Origin of the sequence: Flectobacillus longus, from assembly GCF_030056705.1 — a bacterium.
In the GTDB taxonomy this organism is placed as follows: Bacteria; Bacteroidota; Bacteroidia; order Cytophagales; family Spirosomataceae; genus Flectobacillus; species Flectobacillus longus.
The window spans coordinates 99,251-121,287 of the sequence record NZ_JASHIC010000027.1 but is presented as its reverse complement, the minus strand read 5'-3'; the positions used below and the strand labels follow the sequence as shown (position 1 = coordinate 121,287).

At 36.7% G+C, this 22,037-nt stretch carries 19 protein-coding genes; 3 read left to right on the top strand and 16 right to left on the bottom strand.

Features of this window, described 5'->3' with window-relative positions; genetic code table 11:
• Positions 1-307 precede the first annotated feature (307 nt).
• A complete protein-coding gene (locus tag QM491_RS19720; protein ID WP_283329251.1) occupies positions 308-1,768 on the top strand; it encodes an amino acid permease in 1,461 nt (486 codons plus the stop codon).
• Between the two features lie 4 nt (positions 1,769-1,772).
• On the opposite strand, the gene QM491_RS19715 is transcribed toward QM491_RS19720, so the two are convergent.
• From QM491_RS19715 to QM491_RS19640, 16 genes are all read right to left on the bottom strand, one after another.
• Positions 1,773-2,210, bottom strand: a complete 438-nt coding sequence (locus tag QM491_RS19715; protein WP_283329250.1) for a hypothetical protein — start codon at positions 2,208-2,210, stop codon at positions 1,773-1,775.
• Positions 2,211-2,292: 82 nt separating this feature from the next.
• Positions 2,293-3,987: a hypothetical protein gene (locus QM491_RS19710; RefSeq protein ID WP_283329249.1), complete on the bottom strand. Its 1,695-nt coding sequence runs from the start codon at positions 3,985-3,987 to the stop codon at positions 2,293-2,295.
• A gap of 36 nt (positions 3,988-4,023) precedes the next feature.
• The gene (locus tag QM491_RS19705) at positions 4,024-4,710 is read right to left on the bottom strand and encodes a hypothetical protein (protein WP_283329248.1); all 687 of its coding nucleotides are present in this window, start codon (positions 4,708-4,710) and stop codon (positions 4,024-4,026) included.
• 501 nt (positions 4,711-5,211) lie between these two features.
• A complete protein-coding gene (locus tag QM491_RS19700; protein ID WP_283329247.1) occupies positions 5,212-6,912 on the bottom strand; it encodes a helix-turn-helix transcriptional regulator in 1,701 nt (566 codons plus the stop codon).
• A gap of 652 nt (positions 6,913-7,564) precedes the next feature.
• Positions 7,565-7,891: an RNA recognition motif domain-containing protein gene (locus tag QM491_RS19695; RefSeq protein WP_283329246.1), complete on the bottom strand. Its 327-nt coding sequence runs from the start codon at positions 7,889-7,891 to the stop codon at positions 7,565-7,567.
• Positions 7,892-7,975: 84 nt separating this feature from the next.
• Positions 7,976-8,887: an RluA family pseudouridine synthase gene (locus QM491_RS19690; RefSeq protein WP_283329245.1), complete on the bottom strand. Its 912-nt coding sequence runs from the start codon at positions 8,885-8,887 to the stop codon at positions 7,976-7,978.
• Positions 8,874-9,125 (bottom strand): VF530 family protein, encoded by a 252-nt coding sequence (locus QM491_RS19685; protein WP_283329244.1) that lies wholly within the window; start codon positions 9,123-9,125, stop codon positions 8,874-8,876. The genes QM491_RS19690 and QM491_RS19685 overlap by 14 nt, the downstream gene beginning before the upstream one ends.
• A gap of 34 nt (positions 9,126-9,159) precedes the next feature.
• A complete protein-coding gene (locus QM491_RS19680; protein ID WP_283329243.1) occupies positions 9,160-10,401 on the bottom strand; it encodes an Nramp family divalent metal transporter in 1,242 nt (413 codons plus the stop codon).
• A gap of 150 nt (positions 10,402-10,551) precedes the next feature.
• Positions 10,552-11,580: a hypothetical protein gene (locus QM491_RS19675; RefSeq protein WP_283329242.1), complete on the bottom strand. Its 1,029-nt coding sequence runs from the start codon at positions 11,578-11,580 to the stop codon at positions 10,552-10,554.
• Between the two features lie 165 nt (positions 11,581-11,745).
• Positions 11,746-13,239, bottom strand: a complete 1,494-nt coding sequence (gene glpK / locus QM491_RS19670) for a glycerol kinase GlpK (protein WP_283329241.1) — start codon at positions 13,237-13,239, stop codon at positions 11,746-11,748.
• 265 nt (positions 13,240-13,504) lie between these two features.
• On the bottom strand, positions 13,505-14,239 hold the full coding sequence (locus QM491_RS19665; RefSeq protein WP_283329240.1) for a tetratricopeptide repeat protein: 735 nt from the start codon (positions 14,237-14,239) through the stop codon (positions 13,505-13,507).
• A 171-nt stretch (positions 14,240-14,410) separates the two neighbouring features.
• Positions 14,411-15,790 (bottom strand): DEAD/DEAH box helicase, encoded by a 1,380-nt coding sequence (locus QM491_RS19660; RefSeq protein ID WP_283329239.1) that lies wholly within the window; start codon positions 15,788-15,790, stop codon positions 14,411-14,413.
• 130 nt (positions 15,791-15,920) lie between these two features.
• A complete protein-coding gene (locus QM491_RS19655; protein WP_283329238.1) occupies positions 15,921-17,171 on the bottom strand; it encodes a hypothetical protein in 1,251 nt (416 codons plus the stop codon).
• Positions 17,172-17,193: 22 nt separating this feature from the next.
• Entirely contained in the window at positions 17,194-18,381 is a 1,188-nt protein-coding gene (locus tag QM491_RS19650; protein ID WP_283329237.1) for an acyltransferase family protein, read from the bottom strand.
• Positions 18,382-18,557: 176 nt separating this feature from the next.
• Positions 18,558-19,568, bottom strand: coding sequence for a hypothetical protein (locus QM491_RS19645; RefSeq protein WP_283329236.1), 1,011 nt, complete (start codon positions 19,566-19,568; stop codon positions 18,558-18,560).
• Positions 19,569-19,663: 95 nt separating this feature from the next.
• Positions 19,664-20,347 (bottom strand): hypothetical protein, encoded by a 684-nt coding sequence (locus tag QM491_RS19640; protein WP_283329235.1) that lies wholly within the window; start codon positions 20,345-20,347, stop codon positions 19,664-19,666.
• Positions 20,348-20,957: 610 nt separating this feature from the next.
• On the opposite strand from QM491_RS19640, the gene QM491_RS19635 reads away from it, so the two are divergent.
• Positions 20,958-21,353, top strand: a complete 396-nt coding sequence (locus QM491_RS19635) for a T9SS type A sorting domain-containing protein (protein WP_283329234.1) — start codon at positions 20,958-20,960, stop codon at positions 21,351-21,353.
• A 265-nt stretch (positions 21,354-21,618) separates the two neighbouring features.
• Positions 21,619-22,023 (top strand): T9SS type A sorting domain-containing protein, encoded by a 405-nt coding sequence (locus tag QM491_RS19630; RefSeq protein ID WP_166553247.1) that lies wholly within the window; start codon positions 21,619-21,621, stop codon positions 22,021-22,023.
• The last annotated feature ends 14 nt before the right edge of the window (positions 22,024-22,037 follow it).

Sequence of the window (22,037 nt, the reverse complement as noted above, 5' to 3'; positions counted from 1 at the left end):
AGGAAATGAATACATGATACGTACCATGGATAAAGCAAATAAGAAACACAGGGGTATTTACCCCTTTTTTATACATTTTGAAGCAAGAAGAAAATATGCAAAAATTACCTTTTGGAACTATAAAGATTGATGTGAGGGGTTCGATATAAATGTAATATTTTACTCGAATATCAAACCATACAATAGGCTTTTTTTTGAATATTTTTTTATTATGTGGCATATATATACAAAATCTATAATATTAATATAGTAAATAACTCTATCCTGAGCTACCTTTGTAATAAACTATTCAACAAACTAAAAAACAGTGAAATACATAAAACCCATTGAACAGCTTATTCAGGAGTCGGAAGAGTCTGGTGAAAAAACATTAAAACGCTCTCTCAATGCGTTCCAATTAATTATGCTCGGCTTGGGGGTAATAATTGGTGCAGGTTTATTTTCCTTAACAGGTTTGGCAGCGGCTAATAATGCTGGTCCAGCAGTAACACTCTCTTTTGTGGTAGCAGCAGTTGGTTGTGCTTTTGCAGGCCTATGTTATGCTGAGTTTGCTGCTATGATTCCTGTGGCGGGTAGTGCCTATACGTACTCCTACGCAACCCTCGGCGAACTAGTAGCATGGATTATCGGTTGGGATTTAGTACTAGAGTTCTCTGTGGGTGCAGCTACAGTGGCTATTAGTTGGTCCAACTATTTGGTCAAATTTTTAGCCTATTATCAACTATATATTCCTCCTCAGTTGGTACACTCTCCATTTGAAACAATTACTTTAGCTGATGGTCAACAGGTACATGGCTTATTTAATTTGCCTGCGGCATTAGTTGTCGTATTAATGTCCTTTATTTTGATGCGTGGTACCAAAGGTTCTGCCATTTGGAATGCCATTGTTGTATCATTGAAAGTAGCTGTAGTACTGGTATTTATTGCTTTAGGGTGGAATTATGTTCAGCCACAAAACTATCAACCTTATATCCCTACTAATACAGGCGTATTTGGAGAATACGGTTGGTCTGGGATATTGCGTGGAGCGGGTGTTGTATTTTTTGTGTTCTTAGGATTCGATATTATATCTACAGCAGCGCAAGAAACTAAAAATCCACAGCGTAATATGCCTATTGGTATTATTGGCTCTTTATTGGTCTGTACCGTTTTATTTGTGCTTTTTGCCCACGTGATGACAGGTCTTTCACATTATACTACTTTCAAAAATAATGCAGCACCTGTAGCTGTGGCTATTCAACAGACGCCATACGCTTGGTTATCCCAATTGGTGATTTTAGCTATTTTAGTGGGTTATACTTCTGTAATTTTGGTCGATTTGATGGGTCAGTCAAGGGTGTTTTTTAGTATGTCCAAAGACGGACTTCTCCCGAAAGTTTTCTCAGAAATACATCCTAAATTTCGTACACCTTGGCAATCTAACATCCTTTTCTGTGTATTTGTGAGCTTATTTGCAGCTTTTGTGCCTATCGATGTTGTTGGTGAAATGACCAGTATTGGTACTTTATTGGCCTTTGTTGTGGTTTGTGGAGGTGTTTTGGTTTTAAGAAAAACAAATCCTGATATTCCACGCTCATTCAAAACGCCTTGGGTGCCGTTCGTGCCAATTATGGGCATTTTGACTTGTGTTGGAATGATGGCATTTTTACCATTAGATACTTGGATTCGACTGATTGTGTGGATGGCTATTGGTATGGTGATTTATTATACTTATGGACGCAAGAATAGTGTGATTCGTAAAAAAGCTCAAGAAATAGATACAAAATAGTATTTTATTGCCTATGACTCATCGGAATAGTATATGAGCGATTGGAGAAATTTGAAACAATAATAGTTTTACTTATTGATTCATAATACCTACCTTGAGCAGTTACTGTAAAGGTAATAGGTTTGCTAGCACTTGGCTGGGCATTTGGTGCTAATACCAATGATAATAGATTTCCAGCGGTTTTATGGTTTTTACTTTCAAGGTCGCTAAGTACTAGTTTTTTGTCTGGACCAGAAATAGAAATGGTTAGATTTTTAGGAAACATGATATTGGGTTGATCTGCATCTACAAACTCGATGAGCATAGGGGTATGTGGAATACTTGTACTTTGAGGAAATAAAATATCGTTTAAAGGGTTGATATTTTGACAACTCGAAAACAAAAGAGAATTCACAAGTAGTAATAAACCACCACAGGTTACAGAAGCGATAGCCGTTTTCATGAGTTCAGGTTTAATTTAGTGGAAAGTGAAATCAACAACATCAAGGAATACATTTATTCCTTGATGTCGTTTTTGAATCTATTTACTGACAATTATTGAGTGGATAAATAATTGTTGCGTTTACTTCACCTGTTTTTACGTCAATTGGGAAAGAGCCATTCAGACCTGTTGACGAAACAATGGTGGCGCTATTTCCGTTGATGGTAACTTCACCAGAGAAGTCAATACCATTGTAAGTAGCTGTTAAGGTATATTTTACCCCTTTCTTCATACCAATTACAGCTTTCCCCGCAACAACATTTACTAATTGTTCTGCACTGGTATCATCTACAAGTTTTAACCAAACTGTAGGTTTGACACTGATATTTTTGCTAATACAAGCTGCTGTAAAGTCAAGATTAACTTTAACTGCGTCAGATTCGGTATCAGTAGTAGTTGTTGTAGAAGAAGGAGTCTCATTTTTCACTTTTATATTTATAGATACTACTGTATTATTACAAGCCTTAAATGTCTGATTACCACCTCTTGTAGTCGTATTTGGGGCAGAACCAACAGGAGTAACGACAATACGGCCAGTATAACCACTAGGTACTCGTTTCACTTTAATTATATAGGGAGTGCCATCAGATACTTTAAATGAGGAGAATGACCTACTGAACTTTGGTTTTCCGCTTTTAGAGTAAGTTATTTGAGCTTCAAATTTGGAGGAGGCGTAGCGAACATCAGATTTTACTTTTATTTTGATAGTTTTGGAACCACAAGTTTTGCCTTTATAGTTTTTAGCAACAGCCCATACTGACAAATGGGATACTTTAAAGTTCGCAATCAAATTTCCGTTGGCGTCTTTGGCAATAGTGGCAATGCCTTCTTCTGTCCATTCATCTTTAGCTTTATCATAACTCCACACAGGAATTTGGTCACCTACTTTCATTGGAGCTTCTGTTTCTGGATCTTCATAGTTTGGATTAAGTGATAATGCTACATCCAATGGCGTTGAGAAACTTTTCACATTTTTACCACCAGCAGTCATTTCAATGTCCACAAAACCTGCTGATAGGAATGTACCAAAATCAGTTGTTCCGTCTTTATACTTAATGACATTTCCTTCCCCTTCGTTTGGCAAGCTATTGGCTGCTTCTTCTGTACCTGTGCCGTATTGCACAATCGTACTCGAAACGTTAGTAGCGTTAATTACTAGACCGTTTTCATCTTTCACTTGCGTGCCCGGTGCGATAGCAATTTTGGCTACTTCAGGTTTTGAAGAAGTTGCAGGAACTGTAATAGTTTCGCCAATGGCCAACAAGGTTGTTTTTGAAACCGCTCCAACGCCATCTGGTAATGCTGTAAGGTTTGTCAATGGGACTTTGTAAGTAGAACTTTCTAAATCGGTTACTACTACGCTGTAGTTGGTAGACACATAATTGGATCCTTTTACAGATACCGTAAATTCTACAGGGGCGCTTTCAGTTGGATTAGCATTTTGTCCTAATACAACTGAAAGTAAGTTGCCTGCTACCTTAAAATCTTTTCCTCCAAGGTCTGTAAAAACAAGGTCTTTACCAGGACCTGAAATCGTCACGGTTAAATCTTTGGGTAAAGTTTTACTATTGGGATTTGCATCTACAAACTCAATCAGAATCGGGGATTTATAGACGTTGTTGTTGACCGTAAGCTCTACGCCTTCAAGTGGATTAATTTGTTGACAACCGAAAGTAAGAGCAAGTCCAAGCGAGAGTAATACCGTAGGACGAAATATAGAAGTAAATATTTTTTTCATTTGTAAAAAAAAAGAAGATTGATAAAAAGAGGAAAATTAGTCTAGTCTGATGGCTAATCTCAGATTAACAACTGGCCAGTATTTCCAGTCTTTCATGTTTTCTTGAACTTTGGCTTGTTGCTCGCTCATACTGTTCAATCTTTTGTCACCAGTAAAGGTAACTTTAGGTGTTTGGGTATAATAAGAGCCTACTTCAAAGCCAAAACCCACTCTTCTTTTGGGAATAGTACGCCCAAAGCCAATTCCCGCAAAAGGTGCATATTGTTTGCCATAATCTACTGTAAACTGTACATTACCTACCTCTTCAGGAGTGAAGGTGATACTTCCAAATTTGTAAGTACCTGTTGGAGTTACTACAAGGGCAATTTGTCCTTTATCAAAATACGAGGCACCTCCAATCAGTTTAAAACTACTTTTTTTAAATGGGTGATATTCAAAAGAAAAACTTGCAATAGATACATTGGCATCACTTCCTAGTTTGACCTCTTCTCCTGAGGTTTTGGAGACGGTGCTTGTATTGTATTTAAAATAACTATAGCCTAGTCGTGCTGTAACTTTAGCACCGATAGCATAACCAACATCAATACCCGGAGTAGTACCAAGATTTAAACTAAGTCCTAATTTATGAGAAACTCTGTTTAGCGACTGGGCTGTTGTAGTTTTACTGTAGCTTATAAGACAAACATAAAGTAGGAATAAACTAAAAGTAGTTTTTTGTTGCATAGATTTATTTTTAATTGTTGAAATACATAATTCACAAGAATCAATATTGATAGAAAGTAGAGGAGGAAATTGATAAGCCATCAACATTTTATAACATACCAAACTATTAGGCTTTAGGCACAAAGTGAGCATTTGGTGAAATGACAAATAACTCTTTTGCAGTTAAACACTTTGTGCCCTTGCCCTCAAGGTAGAGGTAATACCATAAATTTGTTCGTGTAATCCTATATTATTTTAAAGAGTGATACTGATAGGTAATCCCTGATAGCAAAAGGATTCTTATCAATATTTTGATACGTTTGAGTTCGGGCGTATGCTTCAGATTGAATGGTTAATATTGATAAACTATTGCGTTTGGCATAGGCAACCTTTATCGTACAAATCCTAACAAAATTTGTATAACAAAGATGCTAAGGAAGATTGAAATAGAGCTAAAAAAGGACATGACAAAAAGTTGACAAAACGGCAACTTTTTGTCATACAGAAGTTTACATACACATTCTAACTTTTGTCTAATGTTTTTTTCCGTAACCGTAAACGTGTTTGATGAATGGTATTTTTGTTTACACCAATCATATTCGCCATTTCTTGAGTACTCAAATCTAGTTTTTCAAGCATCAATAATCGAAGCTCGGCATTGGTAAGATCAGGGTATTTTTCTTTGACAGACTGCATATAACCCGGATGTACTTTCTCAAACATACGTTTGAAATTAGTCCAACCTTCATCTGTAAGGATAGTAGAAGAAATAAGTTTTTCAAAATGCTCATGTTGATTGTCAGAAGCATTGAGTTTTTCGTTCTCTTGGCGAAGATTTTCGATTAGCTCCGACATATTTCGAAAGTGCTGAGTTTGCCATGCGAGTTCATTTTGGGAAGCTTCTAATTCACTTTCTTTCTCATGGTGTTTATGTCTCAGTCGCTGATGATTGACATATACCAATCCTAGTACCAACAATAAAATCAAGATAATAGCATTGCGCAAATACTTTTGTAATTGCTTTTCACTTTCAATTGCTTTTACGTGATTGGCATACTTTTCCACTTCATAGCGCAATTGCATTTGAGATATTTTTTGTACATCATTATGTTGATTGAGACTATCTTGTAGCGTTTGCGCCAAGTGTGTATAATGTAAAGCCTCCGCATAACCACCTACTTTTTCGTAATATTCCGAAGAATACTTGTACAGTCGAAGAGGTTTGAAATAGTCTAATTTCCCTATGGGTTCTAGTTCAGACTTAATATTATTAGCGAGTTTGAGAAGAGAAGGCACTTCATCAACTTTATTGAGCTTCAACTTTACAGGAATTAGTATCATCAAGGCATCAAATTCGGCTTGTTTTGAAACAATAGGGTCTAAGGATACTCTGGATTTGATAAGTTGAAATCCTTTGTTGGCATATACTTCACCTTCTTTTATTTTACCTTGGTCTATCAACAACGAAGCGATATCAATTGAGGCAAAATTTAACCAAAACTCACTCCAGAGCTTGTGTTCGGGTATATTTGAATGAAAATTTTGGTGAAATAACAAAATCCTTTGGGCATAAACCATCGACTTATTATACTCCTTTTTATTTTTCCAGTACGTTTGAAGATAACTCAATACCTGTGTGTAATAAAAGCCCCCCTCGATAGTTGGCTCAATGTATTGCTCAGCAATACGGAGATACTGATAGGCTTTGTCAAAATCGCCTAAATTCCATAGAGATTTACTAAAATCAAAAAGAATAGAAGCAATATTATAATCTCTACATTTCTCAAACCCTAACTTTTGAAGTTCCTCTAGAGAACGTTGCATATCTACATAATACTGCTCATTTGATAGCTTTTGACCCAAATAAAGACTACTTGTTAAGCAACAAGAAGCAATCAACGTCTCTACCTCATAATCCTGTTGAACCGCTATTTTTTGCATATCTTGTAACGACTCTAAAATCCCTGCTTTTTTACCTTTTGGAAACCTAAAATTGGGTTTGCCTCCAATCAAGGCGAGATAATAGTCAAGGGCTATTTGGGTACGATAGTCCCTTTTGACATTAGCAACTTCGACCATTTGGGATAATAATGTGGATAATTGATTTACATCAAAAACCTTCCAGAAAGGATAATCGTGTACGAAACGGTAGCGTTGTGTAGCGGTCATTTCCTGAAACTGAACCTTGTTGAATACAGGCTGGGCAGTACACAGGGTTTTCAAACTGCATACAAAAAGTATTGTAGCAGTTAGATATAGTTTTTTATTTAGTGGTAATATTAAAAAAAAGAAGCTTTTCATTCTCGAAATTGTTCTCAAAAGCAAGTGTGTAAGAGCAAAGATAAGATTGCTTTTTAAAATTGTGAATGAAGATTACTTTATTATAAGTCATTACAGTACAAAATCAATGATATGAGGTATTGTAGTTTTGTAGCTATAAAAAACATAGTCGAGAAAAAGTTATTTTAACTTAAGTAATCGTGCAGGATTATATTTAAGTTATGTGTTTAGGCACTAGGCAACAGGCACAAGGCAAAGAGTGTTAAAATGTTTTTTAATAACCACAGCCATGCTTTTTTCCAAAGCCCACCGCCGAAAGCCGTTACCTGAAAGCCCAAAGCCCAATCTTAAATTTTATTTTGCGCGATTACTTAAGTATGAGTGCTGAATTAAATTCATTTTTCCAGCTTTTAGCTCTAGGCTTTATGTCGTAGGTTAAAAGTGTTTCTAATGAAATCATGATTGCATTTTTGCTTAATGCTTACAGCCTAAAGCGCATTTGTGCAAAAAAGCACGGTAGGAACTACAAAACAAATAATACTGGGTTTTGTAGTTCCTACCGTGCCTATATAACTCAAGCTTGATTTATTGCAAACTATTTCTTTCTGTAGCTTTTACCAATTCCTTTAAAATACGCACTTGAAGTCTTCTTTGATTTAGAATCTTTCACACTTGATTGAAACTTTTGTTGAGATACACTTACAATCAAAATTCTACCTTCAAGTTCCCTTCCATGAAGCCCTGCGATAGCCGCTTTTGCTTCTTCTTCATTGGGCATTGTTACAAAACCAAAACCTTTACTTTGACGAGTGATTTTGTCGATAATAATCTTTACAGACTCTACCTCTCCGTAAGTTTCAAAAAGGGCTTTTAGACCCGCTTCCTTCAACTTGAAAGGAAGACTGCTTACATATATATCCATTTGTTATTAAATGATTTTATGTTAAAAAATAAACGATAAGGTTTCACAAAACCTATTTCTTTACCTGAATGTTGATAGTTGAATCTAAAACAACGCTTTAAATTTACCTGGGAGTGGTGTGGTGAAATTAAAAACTTCTTTGGTTATTGGGTGAATAAAATTCAACTCCCATGCGTGTAAGCCTAATCGTTTGATAGGATTTACTTTTGAACCATATTTGGCATCTCCAATTACTGGGTGACCAAGGTCTTGCATGTGTACTCTTACTTGGTTTTTGCGACCAGTCTCTAGCTTCACTTTCAAGAGCGAATAATTGCTATTCGACTTAATGGTTTCATAATGAGTAATGGCCTTTTGTCCATTATTAGGATTTTGTGACGAGTACACAATATAGGCTTTACTTTCTACCAAATACGATTCTACCGTTCCAAATGGATATTTCAACTGTCCTTCTACCACTGCTGCATAGACGCGCTCCTTGGTTTCGTGCCATGATTCTTGAAGCAACTTTTGAATCTTTTCGCTTTTGGCATAAATCATCACACCAGAAGTCTCACGATCAAGGCGGTGAACAATAAATATGCGATTGGTAGGATTCTCTTTTTTGACATGATCACTCAAAATCGAGTATGCTGTTTGGTCTTTTTCACGATCAGTAGCAATCGACAACAAACCCGCTTCTTTGTTGATTATTATCAAATATTGGTCTTCAAAAATAACATTAAGCCCTTTATAAGGTTTTTCTTGATGTGATTTCAAAGCCTTAATTTGAACTTCCTGTCCTACTACTAGGGGGTGGTTAAACTGCGACGTGGCTTTACCATCAACTAGCACTTGTTTGTCACGAAGAAGGCTCTTGATATTGATTCGACTCTTATGTGGCATTTTGGCAATCAGAAATACCATCAATTCGGTATTTTCGGTTACTTGAAATTTTGCCTCCGAAGATTTTGAAGGAGCACCTTCTGGTTTTGGGCTCCATTTATTTGGTTTCATGGACATTACTTTTACGCTCAATCTCTCTGACAGTTTCAATATATAATTCCTCGACTTTTTGTCTAGCCCAAGGCGTTTTACGCAAAAACTTCAAACTTGATTTTACACTTGGTTCAAAATTAAAACAGCGTATTTCAATGAGTTGCCCCAATTGACTCCAGCCATAATAAGCTACCAAATGATTAATTATCATTTCAAGCGTGATGCCATGTAAGGGATTATTTACTTGCTGATTCATAAGTACAAAGGTATGAATATTTTAGCGAATCGCCTTATAACATTATTAATGCTACTGCGGCCAGTGTCATAACCAACATAGTTAGGAATCCCATGAGATTATCTAATGGGGTATTTACAAACTTTCCCATAATAGTTTTGTTATTGCTGATATGTAAAATAATAGCAATCAAAATCGGGGCAATCATACCATATAGCACAGCAGTATAAATCAAGGCTTTGATAGGGCTTATTCCTATTACATTGACAAAAAGCCCCACTACCATGGATATAATAAGGGTAATATAGAAACCTTTGGCTTCATGAAATTTTTTATCCAAGCCTTCTTGCCAATCAAAAGCCTCCGCAATCATATAGCTCAACGCACCCGAAAGTACCGGGACAGCTAATAACCCTGTACCAATTACACCAACAGCAAACAACAAATAGGCATTGTCTCCTGCTAAAGGTTGTAAGGCATGAGCCGCTTCTTCTACGGTATCTACATGAAAAATACCTGCTTGAAACAATACCACGCCTGTCGTGAGGATAATAAAAAAGAAAACGATATTGGTCAGTAACATTCCCCAACGTACATCGCTTTGCATGGAGTGAATTACGCGCTTGTCGACTACCAAATGACGTTGTTGGATTTCCTCAACTTCCATTGAGGCTTGCCAAAAGAATAGATAGGGTGAAATAGTTGTCCCCAAAATACCTACTAAGGCCACAAAATAGTCGGATGAATATTCGATTTTTGGAATAAAAGTATCATGTAAAACAGATAACCAGTTGATTTTTAACATGAAAGGAATCGCAATATAGCTAAACAGTACGATGCACAGCCATTTGAGAATCATAGCGATACGACGATAAGATAAAAAGACAATGCTAAGTATTAACAATGTGGTAAAGCTTATCGAACAAACAAATACAGGAATTTCAGGAAAAATCAAATGCCCAACGGCTCCCATTCCTGCAATATCTGCACCAATATTAAGAATGATAGAAGGAATGCTAACCAACAAAATCAGATACAAAATATAGGGAGGATAGTATTTTTTGATTGTGCCCATTAGTCCATGACCTGATACCAAACCAATTCTAGCACACATTTCTTGAATAGATACCATCAGAGGATAAGTGACTATGGCTGTCCACAAAAGCTTTGTGCCAAATTGTGCCCCTGCTTGTGAATACGTTGCAATACCAGAAGGGTCGTCATCGCTGGCACCTGTAACTAAGCCTGGGCCTAGAACTTTCCAAAATGAGATAATTTTTTTCTTAAAAGTTGTCATAGGGTTTATATTAAATGTCTCGGACAGTATGGTAATTTATGAAATATCTATGGGAGAAAGTTTCTTTTGTTATGATTTTAAATAAAACAAAAAAGGTCGACTAAAAAAGTCGACCTCAATATTGGAAATAAAGATAGTCAAAGGCTTTGATTAAGGTAAATTCAACAAAAATCCGATGGTAAAGTTGGCATCCCAATCAAATATAAATTTCTTACAGCCTGTTGTTTCTGCAACAGACTTATAGATATTCAAACCTGCTTTTGACTTAGCATTGTCGAGTTTATAAGCCGAAGGTGCATCTAATACAGTATAACGCTCGGTTCCTTTGCGAACGGCTTTAGCCAATTCGAATGGTACACCACCGATGATAAAACACGTTTCACGGTTTGCCGAAGGAATTTGTTTTGATTTAGCCGAAATTTCTTTTGCTACCGTTTCATCATCGATGCTATTTTGGAAATACTTCGCTCCATACGATTCGACCGAACGAATAGCAGAGCCTTCATGCCAAGAAATTTTAGTGTTTGCAGAACCAATATCAACAACGAAAGAGTTATCAGCAAATTCTTTTGGCTGTACAACTTTTAATCCTAAAACACCTTCTTGTTCTGGAGTTACAGTATTGACAAAATAATTAAGTGATTTGAGCGCCTTGATAATTCTTTGCGTTATATCCGCTTTTATCGCTCCCGAGCTAACGACAAAATGAATTTCTTTGCCCCCAACACCATAATCAAGCATATTACCGATATACTTTTTCAAGCCAGTACGCACATCTTCGTCGGTTGCCATATTCTCGGTTACAAGACTATTGCCAAATTCTGCTTTTTCGAGCTTCCAGTTTTTATCTTTATCGATACGAACAATAAACGAGTTAAAACCACTTGCCCCTAATTCTACCACACCTTTGAGTTTACCAGCAATCGGAACAGGTGCTGTATAGTCAAAAGAGGGTTTAGTGGTTGCGGTAGCCTCATCATTACTATTACTACTTGCTTCGCTTGAGTTTTGCTCTTCAGAAGGTAAAGTACTAGAAGTAGTCGATGTCGTTTGTGTGGAATCGGTTGACTTAAGTTTTTTGAGCAAATCTTGTCCTCCCAACTTAGAGAACCCAAAATAAAAAGCCGCTACTACAAGGGCTGTGATAATCAATCTACCAGCTACTGTAAGACGTTGCATAGGAATAAGGTTTTGATTTTGAAAAATATGAGCTTGTTGCCCAGTATTGTTTTACAATACTACAAGATATATAATCGTTTGGCAAAGCTTTTAGTTTTTTCGGTTAAAAATAAAGATAGTTGGCCAAATGGTAGGCTGAATCCTTTTTTAAACCCACTCCTTATTTTACTCTTCCCACTCAAAGCTTCGTGTAACGGCTTTTTTCCAATAATGATATAATTTTTCACGCTGTTCAGCTGGCATATTAGGCTCCCAAGTATGAGCAATACCCCAATTTTGCTTTAAGTCATTGAGGTCTTGCCAATAGCCAACTGCCAAACCTGCTGCATAGGCAGCACCCAAAGCAGTAGTTTCTATCATAGCAGGACACACCACTGGCACATCCAACATATCTGACTGAAACTGCATTAACATTTCGTTTACGACCATTCCCCCATCAACACGTAATGATGATATTTCGATTTTGGCATCTTTTTCCATGGATTCCAATACTTCCAGCGTTTGGAAAGCTGTAGCTTCCAATGCTGCACGAGCGATATGTCCTTTGTTGACATAACGCGTCAAGCCTGCAATAATACCACGAGCGTCGGATTTCCAATAAGGCGCATACAGACCCGAAAATGCTGGAACAAAGTAACATCCGCCGTTATCTTCCACAGATTTAGCGAGGTCTTCTATATCAGAACTTTTATCGATAATACCCAAGTTATCACGCAACCATTGTACCAAAGCTCCCGTAATCGCCACCGAACCCTCCAGGGCATAATGTACAGGTTCTTTACCAAACTGATAGGCTACAGTTGTCAATAATCCATGAGTAGAAGGAGTTGGCGTAGTTCCTGTATTGAGCAACATAAAACACCCTGTACCATAAGTATTTTTGGCTTCTCCTGCGGCAAAACAGGTTTGTCCGACCAAGGCAGCTTGCTGATCACCCAAATCACCTGCAACGGGTACGCCTACCAATAAGCCTTTGGCCTCGGCATACACCTCGCTACTTGAGCGGATTTCTGGTAAAATCTGCTTAGGAATATCTAATATTGCTAATATCTCATCGTCCCATTGCATCGTATGCAAATTCATTAATTGTGTTCGACTAGCATTAGTTACATCTGTAATATGGATACCTCCATCGATTCCTCCTGTCAAATTCCAAATCACAAAAGTATCCATATTGCCAAATATAGCTTCTCCATTTTGTGCAGCCTCACGTAGCCCCTCCACATTATCCAACAACCACTTGATTTTCAACCCACTAAAATAAGTAGCTAATGGCAACCCTGTTTTTTCTCTAAAACAGTTTGCTCCTCTCGATGCCTCCAATTCTGCTACGGTATTTCCAACACGCGTATCCTGCCAAACTAGGGCATTATAGTAAGGTTCGCCCGTATTTTTGTTCCAAATAACAGTAGTTTCACGTTGGTTGGTAATTCCTACTGCTGCCAAATCATGAGGCGATAGATTAGCTTTTCCTAATGCTAAACCTATAACTTCTTGTGTATTTTGCCAAATTTCGGTTGCATCGTGCTCTACCCATCCAGCTTGTGGATAAATCTGAGCATGTTCTTTTTGACCAACCGAAATCATATTACCTTGTTTGTCAAAAATAATGAATCGTGTACTTGTTGTACCTTGGTCAATCGAGCCTATGTATTGCATAGTTATTGTTAGGATTTAGGGCAACATTGTGACGTAGTCTATTGATACAATTCTCAAAAGCTATTTTTACGAATATCTTTTCATTTTATATCAAAGTCCTCAAAACAATCTTGCATTATTGATTATAATATATGGGAGATAGTTTGTTTATTTTTCACAAAATAGTCATATTAAATCTTGCACACAATCAATTTCAAGGAAATAAAGCACACAAAAAAGCCTAGCTACTCATTGTAGCTAGGCTTTTTATCATGTTTTGTAAATATTATTTAAAAAAGCCCACAGGGTCTTCTTTTTTGGCCATTAATTCTTGTACATAATTCAAATCGACAAAACTTAAATCTAGTACTCGACATTTATGAAGATAATCCCAAGCCTTGTCATAGTGTTCTAGCTGAAACTCCGCAATTGAATATTTGAGCCAAGCATTGGCATTGGTCGAATCTAATTTTACTGACTTTTCAAGCAAAGCTAAGGCATCATCAATATCGTTACAATCTTTCTTTTCTTTGAAACAAGCAATCTGAACCGTTGCTACGTCCACCATCAAAACAGTATTGTCAGGTGAAAGCGATAGGCCTTTCCTTAAAAAGGCAGCTGATTGTTCAAAGTTATTCCGTTGATAACTAATCGACCCCAAACCCCAATACACATCCATATTGTTTGGATTGAGCAGATAAGCAAGATTAAAGCGATAAGTTGCAGTATCTAATAGTCCTTCACTCAAATACTCCCAACCGCGTTCGGCAAAAAACTTACTTGCATCTTCTTTGGTAGAAAAATTCGTAATACATTGCTCTACAAAGTCAGCATTCTTAACGAGTTGCTTTTGCAAGGTCTCTCTACTTCCAAAAAGAGGTAAGTAACGGACATCTTGGCTATCGAGATTTGCAGTTTCTTTCTTAGTAATCTGCCTCGAACTAGCGAATTGAGTCATTTCTGTTTGGGCCAAAGCCTGCACTGTTGAACTCAAAATGAAAAAATAAAGTAACTTTCTCATAAGTGGTGGTAAACGCACTCTCTATCAAAAAAATAAATTTTGAGCTTTCTAATTTAGCCTTTTAGATAAAATGTAATTAAGTCTCTATTGAGATTTTATTCCAAATTACAAAAAAATAAGGAACTTCACTAGTGTGTTGCTCCTTATTTTAACGCATAGAATCCCTGTTTATTATCTACGCTTTGTATTTCTTCTAGAAGAACTTCCTCCTGCCTTCGCCCCAAAACTACCATTTTTAGGACCTTTACCTCCTGCTACTATCTTTTTCTTTTGGCGTTCTTGCTTTTCTTTACTTTTTACTTTAATATCTTTTTTCTCATGAAAAGCTCCTTTAAAAGTTGGGTCTTCTTTCTTACGTTGAGCATCTATCTCACGAAGCATTTCTTGATTTTCGATAAATGGCGTTTGCTCAATGGTCAAGCCTTCTGGTAAATCATAGCGAGGAATCTGCATCTTGATGATTTTCTCAATCTTCTTAACGTGATACTCTTCGGCAATCGTCATAAAAGTAATAGCCTCACCTGTTTGATTGGCACGACCTGTGCGACCAATTCGGTGTACATAATCTTCATAAATGATAGGAACATCAAAATTGATTACGTGACTCACCATTTGGATATCGATACCTCTTGCGGCAACGTCAGTGGCTACCAATACCTGAATATTTCCTTCACGGAAATCATCCATTGAATTGATACGGGTGTTTTGCCCCTTATTGGCATGTATCACACGAATTCTATCTTCTGGAACGACTTTTCTTGCCAAGAATTTAAAGATATTATCTGCCACTTCTTTACTCCTACAAAACACAATCACGCGGTTGAATCGCTCTGAATCGGTCATTAACGAGCCTAACAGATTAATTTTGGTTTTGAAGTTAGGTAACTCATACAATATCTGGTTGACCATTTCGGCTGTAGTAGCCTGTGGACTTACCTCAACTTTTTTGGGAAACTCCAAAAACTCATGCGATAGGTTCTCTACACGTGGTGGGAATGTGGCAGAAAACAATAGATTTTGGCGTTTCTTAGAAGGAATTACCTCCAAAATACCACGAATCTGCGGCATAAAGCCCATATCCATCATTTTGTCGGCTTCGTCAAGTACGAGCGTTTTAAGTTCTTTCACCACCAAATCGCCCTTGAGGTAAATATCCATAAAACGACCTGGCGTAGCCACCAAAATATCAATGCCTGCTTTAATCGTTTCTATTTGTGTTTTGGGACCTAATCCTCCATATATTGCCACATGGCGAATATCCGTATAAGTAGCTAATTGAGTAATAGTCACGTCTATTTGCATCACCAATTCACGGGTGGGCGCCAATATCAATACACGTGGGTGCATACCTTGTGCATATTTGATTTTCATCAAAATAGGCAACAAATACGCAGCCGTTTTACCTGTTCCTGTTTGTGCAATTCCTAATACATCGTGCCCTGACATTACCAATGGAATGGCCTGTTCCTGAATCGGACTTGGAGTCTCGTATCCAGCATCGGCAATGGCATTGAGTAATTGTCTATTTAAATCAAATTCTTCGAAAGTCATAACTTGTAACTTACTGATTCGCAAGCCGTTTTTCTTTTGTCGCTCGCCTCAGTCAATTTTTTGTGAACTGCAAAGTTACGGAAAAGTCTTGCCATCACCCAGTTTTTTCAGAAACTATCTGATTAATCGTCTATTTCTGAGCTAGTTCGGGTAAAGCTTTCAAACGCAAATAACATACTCGCAGTACATAAATCAGGGTTACTACAAAAGCCCATTGCAATAGATATTCTAGTCCATAACCTGATTTAGACAATACTTCAAAACTATCAAAAACAGGATTTTTGTAATAGACATATACAAATGGTTCGACAATTAGCAGAAAGTTTAACAAGAGTAATACAAAAAAGAAACTCCCATCTTTGTGTTGCCATAGTTCAAACACAATTATGACCAAATATATAAACATATAATACGCCATCGCACTTGGTAAAAACAACTGCATCAAACCATAAGTGAGAATAAACAACAAAGGAAATGCTTGTTCAAATGATTTATTTCTGACACTAAAACCAATCCATGTTGTTAAAGGCAAAAAAAGTCCTAGTCCAAGCCAGTTCATTTTCGTAATGTTGACACTAGCTCCAATGAAAGGGCGCAAAACTGAAAATAAATTGGGCGAATATGGGTCTTCGGTATGTTTGATTAACATCAAAAAATCCCAGCCAACTAAGTAATAGAGCAAGGCCAAACTTGGAATACCAACCACAGCCATACTCAGAATAAACTTAAACTTATCTTTTATTAAGAAAAATAACGGGAATAAGAAAAAAGCTACCGTCACTTTTAGACATAACAGGGACAAAGCAAACATCAACCCCAGACGAAAATCACTATTTGATTTTTTCCAAACCATCAAAGCTCCTAAAGCAAAACCCCATAACCAAATGTCTTCTTGGCCACCCAACAAGCATATAATAATAGGTGCTGGTAACATCAAATAATGAAGTAATTTGGCATAAGCCTCCGACGATACCTTTTGATAATGTTTGTAGGTTAGCCATACACAAATCAATTCTCCAACCATCATTAAAGCAACAATCGAGCTAGCATGATCGACAATCAGCAAAGGCAATGCAATGATATAAGAAAAGATAGGGGCATGAAATGACCAAAAGTCACGATAGACCAAATCGAGATGTACTGCATGAGAGGCCTTATAATAAAAGAAGGGGACATCGCCACGCGGCTCTTCTTTTAGTATCACAAAAACCAAAATAAAAGGAATAATACGGGTAAAAATTACCAAAGCACTAACTACTCCTGTTTGATTTTGAGTAAGCCATGTTTGGTAGCTTGAATATTTTTTCCATAAAATATACTGGGCAACAAAGGCCAAACCCATTGCTATAAGCTTAGCAATAAATACATCGATAATCGGCATACGCTTCTTTACTATTGACAGCCTAATGGCTAAATTTTACCTTAAAAGCCAATAATTTTTGTTCTAAAAAGTGGAAAGATAAACTTGCTACTCCAACAGTCAAACCTATTGTAAGCCCATACATAACCAAGTTGTAAACACCCAAAGACCATGTGTGTTGATAAGGCTGTAAAAGGTTCATGATAGCAACGTTGATAGCGATATGATAAATGTAAAGTCCGTAAGAAATTTTACCCAAATACGATATAATTGGCTGTTCAAGACTAATTATCGACTGTGGATTTACGGCTACATTTACGATAAAATAGCAGAAAAATATGCTAAGTATTTCAAGATTTATTCCTTTAAATTCATAGCCAGAAATGATAATAAATAACAATATTCCATAAACTATAAATTGTATTTTTTTCTGAAATAGAAAATTCAAAATAGTATGTCTGGTAAAGACCAAATAGGCTCCTACCCCTCCTACTACCATCATCATAATACGAAATTGACTAAAGAAGAATAGTACATATCTAGGTAAATCGTCTATGGTATTGCTAGTAAAAAAGAAGAAATAAATCAAGAAAATAGAGGCTGTTGCAAGTATAAAAATAGCAATAATTCCAATTCTTGCTTTCCAAGAATTAGCACGAATCAACCAAGGCCAAAGGTAATAAAATTGTTCTTCGACACCAATCGACCAAGTTTGTGAACACAGATAGGGTAACTCGTAAAAAATGAAGCTAAGGTTCGGCAAAATCATCATCAACAACGACAAACGAGGCCAAAAAGCTTCTACATTACTTAATACCTCCGCAGCCGATTGCCAATAGAAAAGCTTGAAATGTGGTAAAACTAAGGTGCCTAAAAGTACAATGATGTAATAAATAGGCCATATACGAAGCACACGACGAGCATAAAAATTCTTGATATTGATACCGTTGTTTTTACTTTTTTCACTAAGCAATAAATAAGTAATCAAAAAACCGCTAAGCACAAAAAACAAACCTACTCCCTGCTTTCCTGCATGCTTAACAATATGATTTGAATATAAATTGGGCAAACCAAAAGCAGCTTTTGCTTGCTCGATATGGTGTACCAACACACTGAAAGCCGCTATAAACCGTACTCCATTAAGATTAGGGAAATATACTGATTTGGATTTTTCCGTGTTAGGTACTGATGTCGATGCCGAAACTGTTTCTGATAAGCGATTTTTAGCCATGAAGTTGTAATTTTTGCAACTTTAAAGTCAACTACTTAGCCGACCTTTTGCCTTTGGATAAGGTTTGCAAAATTATAGCTTCTCTAGCTAATCACAAACGAAGGATTAAATTATTTAGGGAAGGGCTTTTGCTATAAAAAAGCGAGAGACAAGTTACTGTCTCTCGCTTGGGTACTTTATTCTAACAAACCTTTATATCCTGAATCCTTCGCAGGAGGAATATGTGGTGTCGAAGAACCAGTGCTTGGTGACGAATCCAGACTGATCAATTTGAACTCACCGCTATTGTATGCTTCAAGCATGGCTTGACCCTTGTCGGTCAAAATACCATTTTGAATATCTACGCCATTGATAAAGTCCATTGACAAATCCATCGCACGCTTCATCTCTCCTAATTTCTTACTCATATCGTCTTGGATATATTCCATCGACTCATCGAAGTAGAATTTTTTATCAGGATTTCCTTTAAAAATACTGATAGCTGTTTTCAAGGCGTTCGAGCTACTTTTTACGATTTCGTATTCAGCCTCTTTCAATTTTACCTTGATTTCGGTTTCCTTAATAATATAATCTGCAGATGATTGTACCTTTTCCATAAAGCTCAATACTGTCTTCATGTTACGTTGTAAAGGCAACAATTTCTCATTCATTTCTTGCAAACCAGCCCCTTCAATCGTTGCCAACGACGCAGCTTCTCTCATGCCTGGCTTATCAATCATGGTATTTGCTTTGTTAGCCTCCGCAAATTTTTGCTTGATTTGGTCATTATTTTCATTGATTTTCTTATTTAATTTAACCAACTGACCTGCCAAAATATCGATTTGTCCAGACATCTTTTGACGCTTTTCTTTCAAATCTTCGATATAGATTTTCATAATTGCGATAGGGTCTAGCTGAATCACCAAACCTGCAATTTTGCGCATCGTAGTTTTGAACAAGAAAAATGCCGCTGTGCGTACATCTTTACTCGTTATCAAAAACACAAACAAACCTAATACGGCTAACAAGCCTCCGAGATAAAGCGTATTTTCAGTTACTTTAATCAAAAACTCAACAATCTTGTTGAAGTAATACAAGCCCACCGCCCCTGCTGCTCCTAGGAACAACAATGAGGTAATACCTTCGGGTTTACTCCAAAATGATTTCTGGGGAGCATCACCTCCTCCGATTTGTGATAAATCTGCCATTAGTTTAATTGGTTTTGGTTAATTTCTATTAGAGAACAGTCGAATAGGCACTGAGGCACAAAGTAATTTAAAAGTTTAGACCTAACAAGAGTCTCTTATTTCAACAAATGTTCTTGTATTTTGAAAATATCAGACTTGATTTGATCAACAAAAAAATCGTGTGTAACCTGATAACTCGCTTTGTTGTTATTGATTTTGGCACTTTGTTCTTCAATATCGCCCGATACTTTCTCTATAGTGCTATTATTTTGTTCTATCTTTTTCTGTAAAGCAATAATCTGCTCGGCCATTTGCTTGTTTTCATCTTGCATTTGTTTTACCTGATTTTGCAGATTTCCTACACGCTCTTTAATTGCTGCTTCGGCATCTTTCAAAAAAGCCGTTTTATCATTTTCAAGAATTTGTACATATTGATTGGCGGTATTGACCAATATATTAATGTCCGAAACGCCTCCCATGGTTCTAAAACTTGCCCAAGCAGCCTGAAACTGCTTTTCCTCTGATAAGCCTAAGCCAGACAAACTTTTCATGGTTTGCATAAACTCAAAATAGTCGGCACCCGGAAGATTGGCTTTTTCGAGTAGTTGCACAAAATGGTCAACAAACTTCTTATCCGTACTAGCATTCGTCTCTGGTGGTCGTACTACATTCTGACTAACAGGTGTAGCTTGAGGCTCAGGTGTTACGCTTTGACTGGGCGTAGCAGGCGATGATTCGGGTACATCTTGAATAAAGAAACTCAGAATTTTCTTCCCGATGCTTTTTTCTTCTGTTGACATAGTTTTGATTTTGAGGATAAAGTATAATGTAGATTTGTAAAGAATGAAATTTACAAAATCTTCTCGAATTACTTGATACAATATTATACAGTCGAGGGCTGTCCTGTAAGAAAGATTGTAAGAATGGTATGCGGACTTTAAGAATGGCTACAGGATTTGATGGATATTACGTAATTTGAAAATTTGATGAATTGAAAATCGAAAGGACTCATTTCTCTTTGTGCCTTTGCTCCTGTAACCCTGTACTACTTTTTGAAAAAAAATATTTTTTTTCAATCTTCATGCAACATCTCTGCTTTTGCCTGCATCTTATGGATAGAATTCGCAAAGAAAAGCCCTGCCTTAACCGTTAATCCATATATCCTACCAGTTTAGTCAATATCTCAACAATTTGTACCGAGATTTTTACCATTCAACCGACTAGACGACCGATTATGGTATTTTGTATTGCAAGGTACTGGTTAAAACACATAACTTTGATTCAAGAATTCAGCACAACAAGTACATTAAAGATTCAAAAACAGTTTTAAAATTAACTCTCAATCAAAACTTTTCTTCTTGACACGTAATCAAGCATTAAGGTTTAACTTTCTAAACATTTATAAAAGTCATGAAAACGTTCGCTCAACTCTTCTCAATCTCTGCATTAACAGTTTTATCTGTAGTTAGTTTCGCAAACAACGACAACAGCAACGCAAATAAGACGAAGACGTTTGAAGTTGGCATGTTCAAAAGCAAAAATTCATTGAATATGAATTTGATGCTTGAAAAAGTAAAGGATAAACAAGTAAAGATTATCTTGAAAGACCCTTCGGGAAAAGTATTACACCAAGAGTATGTTGCGAAAAATACCCCTTCGTATTACGGTAAGTTTGACATGAGCCAGTTGGAAGACGGAGTTTATACTTTCGAAATCACTGACGGAACTGAGAAAATTGTTAAGACTGTAAACCTTCAGTCTCCTGAAACGCAAGAAACAACAAGAAACCTGACAGTTAATAAATAGTCCAGTTTGAGCGCCCGACGAACGCTAGAGAATGGACACTCGGCGGTCGAGTATTGGTAATTACGAATAACCGACCGCCGATAATTCAAAGATTACAAGTCATCAAAACCTCTTTTTTTGAATATATATAAAGGCTAAACCTCTTTTTTGAATATATAAATTGCTGAAAGCCACGAGCCGACAGCGCAGTAAAATTCCTCTTTAATCTAATATGCTGAATGTCTGAAAAGACTGTAGGCCTCATTTAAACTTCTCATTCAATAATATGAAAACGCTCTTTAAACCTGTAGTATTAATTTTAATGGCTTTGACTTCATTTGTCTCATTAGCCGACAATAACGACAATAGCAGTAATTACACTGCCAAAGCCAAAACATTCAGAATTGGCATGTACCAAACCAAAGGTGCCGCCAAAATGAATATCATGCTTGAAAAAATCATTGGAAAATCGGTAACGATTACCTTGAAAAACGAAGATGGCGAAATCCTAAATACCTCCACTGTTCGTAAAAATACAGAGTCGTATCATGGTAAATTTGATATGTCTGAGCTTGGTGATGGAAAATATACTTTCGAAATCAGCGACGGTCATGAAACGATTCGTAAAACTGTAGTGCTAGATACCTCTAAACCCACTACGTTGACAAGAACAATGGATGTGAATAAGTAAGTGAGTATAAGTGT

Excerpts from the sequence above, each read along its gene's own strand:
- QM491_RS19715 (WP_283329250.1), bottom strand. The coding sequence starts at position 2,210 with ATGAAAACGGCTATCGCTTCTGTAACCTGTGGTGGTTTATTACTACTT.
- QM491_RS19710 (WP_283329249.1), bottom strand. The coding sequence starts at position 3,987 with ATGAAAAAAATATTTACTTCTATATTTCGTCCTACGGTATTACTCTCG.
- QM491_RS19705 (WP_283329248.1), bottom strand. The coding sequence starts at position 4,710 with ATGCAACAAAAAACTACTTTTAGTTTATTCCTACTTTATGTTTGTCTT.
- QM491_RS19695 (WP_283329246.1), bottom strand. The coding sequence starts at position 7,891 with ATGGATATATATGTAAGCAGTCTTCCTTTCAAGTTGAAGGAAGCGGGT.
- QM491_RS19690 (WP_283329245.1), bottom strand. The coding sequence starts at position 8,887 with ATGAAACCAAATAAATGGAGCCCAAAACCAGAAGGTGCTCCTTCAAAA.
- QM491_RS19685 (WP_283329244.1), bottom strand. The coding sequence starts at position 9,125 with ATGAATCAGCAAGTAAATAATCCCTTACATGGCATCACGCTTGAAATG.
- QM491_RS19680 (WP_283329243.1), bottom strand. The coding sequence starts at position 10,401 with ATGACAACTTTTAAGAAAAAAATTATCTCATTTTGGAAAGTTCTAGGC.
- QM491_RS19675 (WP_283329242.1), bottom strand. The coding sequence starts at position 11,580 with ATGCAACGTCTTACAGTAGCTGGTAGATTGATTATCACAGCCCTTGTA.
- glpK (WP_283329241.1), bottom strand. The coding sequence starts at position 13,239 with ATGCAATACATAGGCTCGATTGACCAAGGTACAACAAGTACACGATTC.
- QM491_RS19665 (WP_283329240.1), bottom strand. The coding sequence starts at position 14,239 with ATGAGAAAGTTACTTTATTTTTTCATTTTGAGTTCAACAGTGCAGGCT.
- QM491_RS19660 (WP_283329239.1), bottom strand. The coding sequence starts at position 15,790 with ATGACTTTCGAAGAATTTGATTTAAATAGACAATTACTCAATGCCATT.
- QM491_RS19655 (WP_283329238.1), bottom strand. The coding sequence starts at position 17,171 with ATGCCGATTATCGATGTATTTATTGCTAAGCTTATAGCAATGGGTTTG.
- QM491_RS19650 (WP_283329237.1), bottom strand. The coding sequence starts at position 18,381 with ATGGCTAAAAATCGCTTATCAGAAACAGTTTCGGCATCGACATCAGTA.
- QM491_RS19645 (WP_283329236.1), bottom strand. The coding sequence starts at position 19,568 with ATGGCAGATTTATCACAAATCGGAGGAGGTGATGCTCCCCAGAAATCA.
- QM491_RS19640 (WP_283329235.1), bottom strand. The coding sequence starts at position 20,347 with ATGTCAACAGAAGAAAAAAGCATCGGGAAGAAAATTCTGAGTTTCTTT.
- QM491_RS19635 (WP_283329234.1), top strand. The coding sequence starts at position 20,958 with ATGAAAACGTTCGCTCAACTCTTCTCAATCTCTGCATTAACAGTTTTA.
- QM491_RS19630 (WP_166553247.1), top strand. The coding sequence starts at position 21,619 with ATGAAAACGCTCTTTAAACCTGTAGTATTAATTTTAATGGCTTTGACT.